Below are 9,970 nucleotides of genomic sequence, written 5' to 3'. Positions count from 1 at the left end.
GCGACGAGCGGGTCGCCCCGGCACCGGCCGCGACGGAGGACCGCACGGTCCGCCGCCTGAACAAGCTGGCGGACCTGCTGGTCGGCCGCACCGCCTGAAGAACCTTCACCAACAACAAAGGAGTGGACGTACATGTCGAAGCGCGCCCGCAAGAAGAAGAACCGCCGCAAGAAGAAGGCCAATCACGGGAGCAAGGCCGGCCAGGGCTGACGAGGAAGTGGGCGGCGTTCGCCGTCCACCCCAGGGCGGGCGACGGGGTGGCAAACCCTGGTCGCCCGCCCGGTCCGCTATCCCGCTCCCCCACTCCCAGAGGCAAGGATGATCGAGGTCTCGCCACCGGACGCACGGGTGCTCGCGCGCTGGTTTCCCACCCACTCCCCCGGCCCCGCCACGATCGGCGAGCACGTGCTGGCCACCGGCATCGGCCGGTGGTGGGCCGACCAGCCACTCCGGCCGCGCACGGTCGCCGTCGCCTGCGCCGGCCACGTCGTGCTGCGCGGCAGCCCCGAGGACCTCGCGCCCGGCCTCCTCGCCCCGCTGGCCGACAACCGGGTCGAGGCCCCGGCCCGGTTCCTGCCCGCGCTCGGCGCCGCCTTCGACCGGCTCACCCCGTGGGAACGCATGGTCTGGACGCTCCAGACCACCCCACAGCGCGCCACCGTCCCACACGGCGTGACCCTACGACACCTGGAACCCGCGGACACCGAGGCTGTACACGCCCTCGGCCCCGACGCGTCCTGGATCTCGGAAAGTTGGGGCGGACCACTCGGTCTGGCCGCCTCGGGCCACGCCTGGGCCGCCGTGCACCGCGCCGACCGCATCCTCGCGGTGGCCTGCACCTACTTCCGCGGCACCGGCTACGAGGATGTGGCCGTCTACACCGTCCCCGACCGCCGCCACCATCTCGCCCTCGCCTGCGTCACCGCCCTGTGCGCGGACATCACGGCCCGCGGCCGCACGCCCAGCTGGAACTGCTCCCACCACAACCGTGCCAGCCGGCTCCTCGCCTGGCACGCCGGCTTCCGGCTGGTCCGCGAATACGTCCACTACGCCATCGGGAGCCCCGTGGCACACGACCGGCTCAACGCCTAGGGTCGACCGCGACAAGAAGGAGATCCCCGTGTCCAGGAAGCCGCCACTCCTCGTCCTGCCGATACTGGAAGGCAGCCACGAGCTGACGATCACCCGGCTGAAACACGGGGACGACTCCTTCACCCTGCACTACCGGGTCACACCACCGCTCCCCGAGACCGAGACCGGGACCGGGACCCCCGTACTCCCGCTCATCGAGGCCCTGGACGACCTCGGCAACGAGTACGACGACCGCGGTGGCGCCTACGGCACCCATCCGGACGGCACGCACACCGACGGCAGCCTCACCGCCCAGCCCTCCCTGTGTCCGGACGCGAGCAGCCTGCGGCTCCGCATCACCTGGCTGCGGGGCGGCAAGGAGACGTCGTACGACATGACGCTGGGCCTCCGGCCCTGACCGGCGGGCGGGGAGTGCGTCAGAATCACGCCGCGTTCAGCCCGCGCACCGTCAGACCCCGTCCGGTGCTCTCCTGACCTCGCCACATAGCTGGACAGGGCGGACGTGCGGAGGCGCAGCACCGGCCCCATGAGGTCAGCACGTCTGCGTCGTCCTGGAGACGTCTTCCGGGGCTATGCGGTGAGTTCGGTAGTCAGGTCGGTCTCGTCGGTTTCTGACTCGATCGGGTGGAGGCGGGCCTTGGCCAGCAGGTCGAGCCCCATGTAGCGGTGGGCCTCGGTCCATTCGTCGTACTGTTCGGCCAGGCTTGCGCCGGCCAGGCGGATCAGGACGGTGCGGCCGGAAAAGATGTCGACGACGTCAGTGCGACGGCGGATCTCCTTGTTGAACCGTACCTGGGGATTGTTCGACCAGATCTGCCGCCAGAGCTCGCGCGGGAAGCCGGTGAACGCCAGGAGCTCGTGCTGAGCGGTGTCCAAGTGGATGGCGACCTTGGGGAACTTGGCCTCCAGGGCATCCAAGGCGTGCCGCATCTTGGCCTGGACGGCGTCGGTGTCGGTGTCGGGTTGTTCGAAGGCGGCCCGCAGCGGCATGGCCACCCACAGCTGGGCCGACTTGGGCACCTGGCTCAACAACGCGCGAGCGTACTGGGTGCGACAGCGCTGCCACGGGACGCCGGTCACACGGCGCAGATCGCGTCGGCCAGACCAACGTGGGCGTCGGAGACGACCAGCTGGACGCCGGACAGACCGCTGGCGACCAGGCAGCGTATGAAGGCGATCCAGCCGGCGCCGCCCTCAGCGGTGACGACGTCGATGCCGAGGATCTCGCGGTGGCCGTCGGCGTTGACACCAACCGCGATCGGCGCGTGGACGTTGATGATCCGGCCGCCCTCGCGGACCTTCTGGGTCAGTGCGTCCACCCAGAAGAACGCGTAAGGGGCGTAAGGGCCCTGGTCCAGGGGCCGGTTACGGAACGCGGCGACCTGCTCGTCGAGACGCCGGGGCCATTGCGCTGTTGTGAAGGTGCTCTACCTCGCCGTTGCGAACAGATCACCCCAGGGCGCGCGATATCAACCACGTCGCGGCGCACTGGAAGAATCACTGAACCAGTTCTCACTCTTCTTCGAGGACCGGCTCAACACCAAGTGAAAGTCCAGGACTTGCCCAAAGTCCCGTACACGCCCCATTCCTCGACGACTACCTCCAAGATCTTGTTACCAGCTCGCATGGGGAGGATATGAGAAGCGTGGCTTCGTCGGTGATGCCGGGTCCACCGATGGTCTTGCCTCGCGTGTGCGGGTGGATCGGTCGGAACAATGGGGCGTGCGGAGAGGCCCGGCGGCGCCCACAGGGCGTCGCCGGGCCAGGCGGCGGTCGCCGCTACTCGGACAGGGACTTGGCGAAGAGGGCGTAGAGGTGCTTGTACGCCTCGTCCTGCGTCGGGTAGAGCACGAGGACGCGGATATCCAGCTTGCCACCCTTCGGGACGACGTGGATGCCCTCGGGGGGCGAGCCGAGGAGGACGTCGCCGTTGGAGCCGTCTTCGATGATCATTCCCCAGAAGGCGTTGGTGAACTCCTTGTAGAGCACCGACCCGACCGGAAGCTGGCCGAACCCGACATTCCAGTGCCTCACGTCGGATTCACCGGCGTACATGGTGATGTCGTAGGAGTAGATGTACTTCTGGGTCTCCCAGTCCTGCCAGCTGGAGTTGAATTTGTAGTCCACGGTGAGATTCTTCTTCGCCGCGGTGAAGGTGACCGTGTCGGGTTCCGATTCCTGACTGCCGCGCACGGCCTTCGCCGTCACCGTGTGGCTGCCCAGGCTCCACCCGCCTTCGTGGAGGAAGGACCAGTTCTGGCCGTTCACCTTGGCGCTGCCGAGCTTGGTGCTGCCCTCGGTGAGGTTCACCGAATCGGCGTTGAAGGCGACGCCGTCGATCGAGACTCCGGTGTCGACTTCCGCGCCACTCTTGGGTGACGTGACGTCCACGACGGGGCTCGGGAGCGTAGCGTAGAAGCGCAGATACGCCTTGCCCGAGGTCACGTCGTCGCGCACGGCCATGGCGGCGAGGTTGTGCTGCCCGAGCGGCCAGTCGGCGTCCGGGGTGTACTCCCACTTGCTGTCCTTGACCGGGAGGGTGCCCAACTGCTTGGCATCCTCGTAGAGCAGCACCTGCTGCACGTCGGGGGCAGCTGTGCCCTGGACGGGCTGGCGGCGGTCTTCAGTCTGCGCGCCGGCCGCAGGAGCGGTGAAGACAGGGAGCGGCACTGGCTGGGCGAAGGCGAGGGCGGACTGCGCCTGGTCGTTCCACGTGCTGGTCGGGCTGCCCGCCAGGGGGATCTTCGTCATGTCGTCGATCGACGTGCCGGCCTTGACGGGCAACTGGCTGCCGCCCTGATTGGTGCGTGTGAAGAGGATGTTGTCGTTGTTGGTGTTGTTGACGACGGAGCTTACGCCGTCATCGCTCTGATCGAATCCGTAATCGCTGAAGTTGTTTGCCGTGCCCTTGGCCGGGATGACGAGGATCTTGTCCCGTGGTCCGCCCACGTTGTAGTTGACGTCGGCGAAAAGCGCGAAGGTGCCCGAGGGGGCCTTGTCCTTGCCTCGGCCGCGGATTACGTAAGGCTCGTCGGCGGATTTCCCATTTTCGTCTACCACTCTCCACCTCTCCCATATGCCGCCTTTTCCACTGCGAGGCTGCCCGCGACTTGGAGTTGCCGTCAATTACAAAAGATTTGTTCGAGTACGATCAGGTCAGCTTCTGCACTGGCCGGATTACGCCTGGAAAATGTCCGGAGCCCCTCTGAGCCACGCCTCTCAGGGCGCGAGTCGACAGAGCCCGGTGCCAAGACAAGCTGTCGCCACCGCATCCGGCTGGGCGCAGCAAGGACAGGACGCAATGGTTGGTGGACGGCACATGGCTGCGCAACGCTGTCTTGGCAGCCCACGTCAAGAGGGCACAAATCTGCCCCGCGGCCGTTGCTTGGCCCCGTAGGGGCAGCGAATCCTCGCGTGATCCGATCGGCCAACAGTTCCCTGTGGCGCCTGTCCGTCGAACGGCACACCGATGGGCCGAGCCAGCCTGACGGCTCGCCATCCAGGCGCCGCGCAAGATGGGCACGCTCGAGCAAGGCCGAGCCCCGTGATAGCAACGCTGCATGGACCGGGCCCGCCCGCCTCGGCCGCCTGGGGAACTCGCCCACGTGGGGCGAGTGGTGGCACGGGAGCGGACGGGCGTAAGAGGAGCTAACACACTGCCTGGACTCGCCTGTAGGTCATCACACAGCAGGCGAGCTTCAGGAACGCCCCGTGGATGGCGTCGCGGATCTCCCAGCGGATCCGTAGCCGTCGGAAGCCGTGGATCCACGCGTTCGTCCGCTCGACTACCCAGCGGACCGAGCCCAGGCCGGAGCCGTGCAGAACTCCGCGTCGGGCGATGACCGGCTTGATGCCGCGCATGCACAGGAGGCGACGGTACTTGTCGAAGTCGTAGCCCCGGTCGGCGAACAACTGCCGCGGCCGGTGACGGGGGCGACCGGTCACTCCGCGGATCCGCGGGATCGCGTCGAGCAGGGGCAGCAGCTGGGTGATGTCGTGACGGTTGCCACCGGTCAGGGGGATGGCGAGCGGGGTGCCGCCTGGGTCGGTGATGACGTGGTGCTTCGAGCCGGGCCGGGCACGCTCGACCGGGCTCGGCCCGGTTTTGGGCCGCACCGACGGGCCTGGTGGTGGGAGCCGTCGATCACCGCCCGGGACCAGTCCAGCTTCCCGGCACGGTGCATCTCGGTCAGCAGCACCTGGTGCAGCCGGTCCCACACCCCGTCCTCGTGCCAGTCCCGCAGCCGTCGCCAGCACGTCATCCCGGACCCGAAGCCGAGCTCCTGCGGCAGCCACTCCCACTGGATCCCGGTGTGCAGCACGAACAGGATGCCCTGCAGGCAACCACGGTCGTCCAGTGGCAGCCGGCCGAGATGGCGCGGACGCCGCTGCCTGACCGGCAGCAACGGCTCGATCCGCCCCCACAGGTCATCCGGCACCATCCGCGGAGGACCGTTCCCCTTCCCCATGACTCGTTCAACGAGCCAGACAGGAAGGGGATATGGCTACGACCAGGCTTTCTATCACGTGCTCTAACTCCCGCAGCTGACGGCCTGGAAAATAGGGTGCGGTCGGCTGAGCTGGGGTGGTAGGTAAGCGATGTGACAGAGAGTCTTGAGTTTTCCACCCTGCTGCAACTGATCGACGAGCGGTCGGCCGCGTTCCGTCGTGCGGTTGCCGCCGCGCGCAGCCTTGACGCACCGGTGCCGTCCTGCCCCGAGTGGACGTTGTTCGATCTGGTGCAGCACTTGGGTAGGGGCCAGCGCTGGTGGGCCGCGATCGTCGCCGCAGGCCCGGCCGAGGCTCCGCCGGCCAAGGATGCCGCGGAGGTGCCGCGCGAGCTCGAGGCGCTGCTGGCCTGGTACGCCGAGTCGAACGAGCTGCTGCTGAATGCGCTGCGCGAGGCTGGCCCGGAGCGCAAGTGCTGGGCGTGGTGGGGCGCCGGCGTGTCGCCGGCGAATGCCTGGGGTGTTGCCCGGCGCCGGGTGCACGAGGTGCTGGTGCACACCTACGACGCCCAGCTCGCCACAGGCGCCGTGCAGCCGGTGCCGGCGGACGTCGCGATCGACGGCGTGGCCGAGTTTCTCGACACCTGCAACTCCACCCCGGCGGCCTGGCCGCATGAGGCCGCCATCATCCACTACCACGCCTCCGAGGGCCGCTCCTGGCTCCTCGCGTTGGACGGCACCGGCGCCTGGCCCGCACCCCTCACAGACGACGCCGCGCCCGCCTCCGCTTCGGCCACGGGCACGGCCGAGCAGCTGCTCCTCTTCGTCTGGGGCCGCCTCACGCTGAGCGACCTGAAGATTGAGGGCGACCAGCAGGTGTTCGAGCAGCTGATCGCCTGGGAGCCCGAGGAGTAGCCAGTCAATACCGCCAGCGGACGGCCTTGATGACGTCCGCGTCGGTGAACATCGCGAACAGCCCCGCCTCCGCGCGGCGGACGGCCACTACGGCCTCGTGCAGCTCGGGCCCGAGCGCCTCCCGCAGCACCGCCGACTCAGCCAGGAAGGGGATATGGCTACGACCAGGCTTTCTGTTGGGTGCTCTAAATCGGCTTACATCGAATTCCACGGGGATCCCCGGGGATCATGTGCCCGTGTCAGGCCGCGGCCTCTTGGTGGGCTTGGTGGTGGGTCCGGGTGGCGGCCAGGTCCGCAGCCCGCCGGACCGAATCGGCGGAGGCGGCCAGCAGCGGCAGCCGGACGGCCGGGCTGGGGATGCGGCCCTGGGCGTGCAACACTCCCTTGATCACGGTCGGGTTCGGCTCGGCGAAGAGCGCGGCGGACAGCCGGGCCAGCTCGGCTCCCAGCCTGCGGGCCGGTCCGGCAGCGTCGCGCTGCCACAACGAGATCAGCTCGGCAAAGTCAGCGGTGCGGACATTGGCCGACGCCAGGATGCCGCCGCGGGCACCCGCCGCGAGCAGCGGCCCGATGACGGCGTCATCACCGCCGAGCACCGCGAGGCCCGGTGCCGACGAGCCGAGCAGTTCCATGGCGGCTGCGTCGATCGCGCCGGTCGCGTACTTGACCCCGACGACCTCCGGTAGGTGCCCGAGCGCGTTCAGGGTGCTGGTGCTGAGGGGCTGACCGGTGCGGTACGGGATGTCGTAGACGACCAGTGGCAGGCCCCCGTGTTTGGCGAGTGCCGTGAAGTGCGCCAGCGTTCCTGCCTCACCTGGCCGGGTGTAGGGGGGCGTGGGAACCAGCGCCGCGTTGACGTCACCGCTCTGAGCGAGCTCCCGCAGTGTCCTGATGGCGGCGGCGGTGTCGTTGGTACCCACGCCGACGATCAGGGGAGCTCCGTGTGCCCGGCAGGCGGCCGAGCAGGTGCGGACCACGGCCCGCTTCTCCTCGGTGGTCAGCGTGGCCGCCTCCGCGGTGGTGCCCAGGGCAACGAGTCCGCGGGCGCCGCCGGCCGACAGCGCCTCGTCGGCGAGGCAGGCGAGCGCGTCCTGGGCGAGGTGCAGGTCGTCGGTGAACGGAGTCACCAAGGGGACAAACAGGCCGGTGAGGTTCGCTTCGGGCTTCATGCACCCAGCCTGACCGACACAAACCCAGTAGATCCAGTTCATGTTTCTTCACTTATGCATAAGATCAACTTATGCTCGATGTCCGACGTCTTCACCTGCTGCGCGAACTGGACCGACGCGGCACCATCGCGGCCGTGGCCGAGGCCCTGACCTTCACTGCCTCGGCCGTCTCCCAGCAGCTGGGCGTGCTTGAGCGCGAAGCCGGCGTGCCCCTGCTGGAACGAAGTGGCAGACGGGTGGTTCTCACACCTGCGGGCCGCACTCTCGTCACCCACGCCGACGCCGTTCTCGAACGCCTCGAACTGGCGGTCTCCGAGCTGGCCGGGGCACGCGAGGGCATCGGCGGGCCGCTGCGGATCGGGACGTTTCCCTCTGGCGGCCCCGCGATCGTGCCCGCCACGCTGGCCGAACTAGCCCTGCGGCATCCCGCGCTGGAACCGATGGTGCAGGAGATCGACTCGGCGCGAGTCTCCGACGGCCTGCGCGCCGGCGAACTCGACGTGGCCCTCGTCCACGACTACGACTTCGTTCCCGCGTCACCGGACACCACGGTCGATCGGGTGCCCCTGTTGGAGGAGCCGATGTACCTGGCCACGGGCGGCGCTCCCGCCACCGGTCCTGCCGCCCGCGGCGACACACTGGCGGAGCTGCTCGGACCGTGGGCCGCGTCCCCATGGATCACGGCCCGGGACGGTACGACGGGTCACGCGATGGCCGTGCGCGCCTGCCAGGCGGCCGGTTTCCAGCCGCGCATCCGCCATCAGGTCAACGACTTCCGTACGGTCCTGGCTCTGGCCGCAATCGGGCAAGGTGCCGGATTTGTACCGGAGATGGCCACCGCACACACCCCCGAGGGCGTGGCCCTGACCCGGCTACCCCTCTTCCGTCGCTCGAAGGTCGCCTTCCGCGCGGGCGGCGGCAGGCACCCGGCGATCGCGGCGTTCGTGGCGGCGGCGCGAACAGCGGTGGGCGCCGCGGGCGGTGCCTCCTAGTACTCCAGTCAGAAATCGTGTCTTGAGCTGCAGCTGCCGTCTAGGTGCGCTGAGATCGTTCAGCAGGACGGCCCGATGTTCGGGCGGGACGGCGGGGATGGTATGGGGGTCGAGTCGGCCGCAGTGTGAAAGAGGGCAGGCTGGCCGACGGGCCGGTCGCGTCGGACGCTCCTGCGGATGACCGCGGCCATGGTGGGTGAGCAGTGTGGGGCGTGCTGCCGGATGCGGATGTGCACTGTGCTGGTCGAAGGCAGGCCGGACAGGAGCCGCGCTAGGGCGGAATGTGCGTTCGGGTCGTCGAGGATAGTCAAGGTCAGAGTCATCAGGGCCGTCGCCCGGAGCGGGTCGGCAGGCGGGGGTCCGAAGACCCGAGCCACCTGCGGCGGCGCGGAAGCAGTTCTGTGCGGGGCGGTGGCATTGCGCCCGCCGGCCTTCGCTGTCGGTGGAATGTCGGTGCGCCGTAGGCCGAGCGGCGCAGAATTGCGCGCATGGCTGAGCTTGTCACAACCTCCACTGATGGCATGCCCATCACTGCTCTCGACAACGGCAGAGGGCCGACGCTGCTCCTCGTTCACGGGGGCGGTGGGGACGCCACGTCCTGGGACGGCGTCATACGGTCGCTGACCGACGACTTCCGGGTCGTCAGGGTGACCCGTCGCGTCTATGTCCCAGGAGCGAGTATCCCGCCGACGCACTCAATGGCTGTCGAGGCTGCGGACGTTCTGGCGATCGCCGGACTCCTCGACCGGCCCGTGCTCCTGGTCGGGCACTCCTCGGGTGCGGTCGCCGCTCTGGAAGCCGCCTTGCTGGCGCCCGAGATGTTCGCGGGCTTGTTCCTCTACGAGCCGCCGATGCCCACCAGGTCGCTGGTCGGAGCGGAGGCGGCCCAGCGCGCCCGCGAGGCCCTCGCCGCAGGAGATCCGGATGAGGTGATGCGGATCCACCTGCGTGACATCGTCCAACTACCGGCGGAATTGGTCGAAGCACTGGTTGCGGATCCGAAGGCGCTGGCTGCGTTCGTTTCGAAGGCAGCAGGGCAGGTGGCCGACACCGACGCGCTCGACGCGCTCGGAGTCGGCGTCGACCGCTTCAGGCGGCTCGATGTGCCGACCACCCTGGTCGAGGGCGACATGAGCCCGGCCCACCTGCGGGAGCGACTGGCCGACCTGGCGGTCACCCTGCCGAGGGCGCAGGTCCGTACACTCGCGGGCCAGGGACATGCTGCTCATCTCACAGCCCCTGAGGTGCTGGCCGACACGATCCGGGAGGTGGCAGAGCGGGTGCTTTGCTGACTTCTGCCGGGCATGACGGTTGTGCCGAGATTGAAGATCAAAAAGACCCGACACGGATCGCT

General features: G+C 68.7%; 9 protein-coding genes and 3 pseudogenes. 7 read left to right on the top strand and 5 right to left on the bottom strand.

What is annotated here, in order from left to right; all coding sequences use genetic code 11:
* The 3 genes and pseudogenes from ADK64_RS45400 to ADK64_RS31700 all read left to right on the top strand — a co-directional run.
* Window positions 1-98 (top strand): annotated as a pseudogene (locus tag ADK64_RS45400) (short-chain dehydrogenase); the annotation flags it as partial.
* A 220-nt stretch (window positions 99-318) separates the two neighbouring features.
* The gene (locus ADK64_RS31705) at window positions 319-1,092 is read left to right on the top strand and encodes a GNAT family N-acetyltransferase (protein ID WP_053664679.1); all 774 of its coding nucleotides are present in this window, start codon (window positions 319-321) and stop codon (window positions 1,090-1,092) included.
* Between the two features lie 28 nt (window positions 1,093-1,120).
* Window positions 1,121-1,489, top strand: a complete 369-nt coding sequence (locus ADK64_RS31700; protein ID WP_234384773.1) for a hypothetical protein — start codon at window positions 1,121-1,123, stop codon at window positions 1,487-1,489.
* 173 nt (window positions 1,490-1,662) lie between these two features.
* On the opposite strand, the pseudogene ADK64_RS31695 reads toward ADK64_RS31700, so the two are convergent.
* A pseudogene (locus ADK64_RS31695) lies at window positions 1,663-2,492 on the bottom strand (IS256 family transposase); the annotation flags it as partial.
* Between ADK64_RS31695 and ADK64_RS49215 the strand changes: the two are divergent.
* Window positions 2,455-2,640, top strand: a pseudogene (locus tag ADK64_RS49215) (IS256 family transposase); the annotation flags it as partial. The pseudogenes ADK64_RS31695 and ADK64_RS49215 sit on opposite strands and share 38 nt — an antisense overlap.
* 231 nt (window positions 2,641-2,871) lie before the next feature.
* Here ADK64_RS49215 and ADK64_RS31690 read toward each other — a convergent pair.
* Together ADK64_RS31690 and ADK64_RS43760 are read right to left on the bottom strand one after the other, a co-directional pair.
* Window positions 2,872-4,152 (bottom strand): hypothetical protein, encoded by a 1,281-nt coding sequence (locus tag ADK64_RS31690; RefSeq protein ID WP_053664677.1) that lies wholly within the window; start codon window positions 4,150-4,152, stop codon window positions 2,872-2,874.
* A gap of 588 nt (window positions 4,153-4,740) precedes the next feature.
* Window positions 4,741-5,534 (bottom strand): IS5 family transposase gene (locus ADK64_RS43760; protein ID WP_199829758.1). Its coding sequence is split into 2 segments (ribosomal slippage): window positions 4,741-5,198 and window positions 5,198-5,534, totalling 795 coding nucleotides; the frame shifts between segments, so codons are not numbered across the junction.
* A gap of 159 nt (window positions 5,535-5,693) precedes the next feature.
* Between ADK64_RS43760 and ADK64_RS31675 the strand changes: the two genes are divergently transcribed.
* Window positions 5,694-6,455, top strand: coding sequence for a maleylpyruvate isomerase family mycothiol-dependent enzyme (locus tag ADK64_RS31675; RefSeq protein WP_053664675.1), 762 nt, complete (start codon window positions 5,694-5,696; stop codon window positions 6,453-6,455).
* A gap of 4 nt (window positions 6,456-6,459) precedes the next feature.
* On the opposite strand, the gene ADK64_RS48520 is transcribed toward ADK64_RS31675, so the two are convergent.
* Both ADK64_RS48520 and ADK64_RS31670 read right to left on the bottom strand, forming a co-directional pair.
* The gene (locus ADK64_RS48520; RefSeq protein WP_267888581.1) at window positions 6,460-6,585 is read right to left on the bottom strand and encodes a hypothetical protein; all 126 of its coding nucleotides are present in this window, start codon (window positions 6,583-6,585) and stop codon (window positions 6,460-6,462) included.
* 109 nt (window positions 6,586-6,694) lie between these two features.
* Window positions 6,695-7,624: a dihydrodipicolinate synthase family protein gene (locus ADK64_RS31670; protein WP_053664673.1), complete on the bottom strand. Its 930-nt coding sequence runs from the start codon at window positions 7,622-7,624 to the stop codon at window positions 6,695-6,697.
* Window positions 7,625-7,695: 71 nt separating this feature from the next.
* Between ADK64_RS31670 and ADK64_RS31665 the strand changes: the two genes are divergently transcribed.
* Window positions 7,696-8,616: a LysR family transcriptional regulator gene (locus ADK64_RS31665; RefSeq protein WP_053664671.1), complete on the top strand. Its 921-nt coding sequence runs from the start codon at window positions 7,696-7,698 to the stop codon at window positions 8,614-8,616.
* 488 nt (window positions 8,617-9,104) lie between these two features.
* A complete protein-coding gene (locus tag ADK64_RS31660) occupies window positions 9,105-9,908 on the top strand; it encodes an alpha/beta fold hydrolase (protein ID WP_063789983.1) in 804 nt (267 codons plus the stop codon).
* The last annotated feature ends 62 nt before the right edge of the window (window positions 9,909-9,970 follow it).

Source organism: Streptomyces sp. MMG1121, assembly GCF_001280015.1.
In the GTDB taxonomy this organism is placed as follows: domain Bacteria; phylum Actinomycetota; class Actinomycetes; order Streptomycetales; family Streptomycetaceae; genus Streptomyces.
The sequence above is the reverse complement of the archived record's forward strand: the minus strand, read 5'-3'. Positions and strand labels throughout refer to the sequence as shown.

Coding starts and splice junctions, on each gene's coding strand:
- ADK64_RS31660 (WP_063789983.1), top strand. CDS start 9,105: ATGGCTGAGCTTGTCACAACCTCCACTGATGGCATGCCCATCACTGCT.
- ADK64_RS31670 (WP_053664673.1), bottom strand. CDS start 7,624: ATGAAGCCCGAAGCGAACCTCACCGGCCTGTTTGTCCCCTTGGTGACT.
- ADK64_RS31705 (WP_053664679.1), top strand. CDS start 319: ATGATCGAGGTCTCGCCACCGGACGCACGGGTGCTCGCGCGCTGGTTT.
- ADK64_RS31665 (WP_053664671.1), top strand. CDS start 7,696: ATGCTCGATGTCCGACGTCTTCACCTGCTGCGCGAACTGGACCGACGC.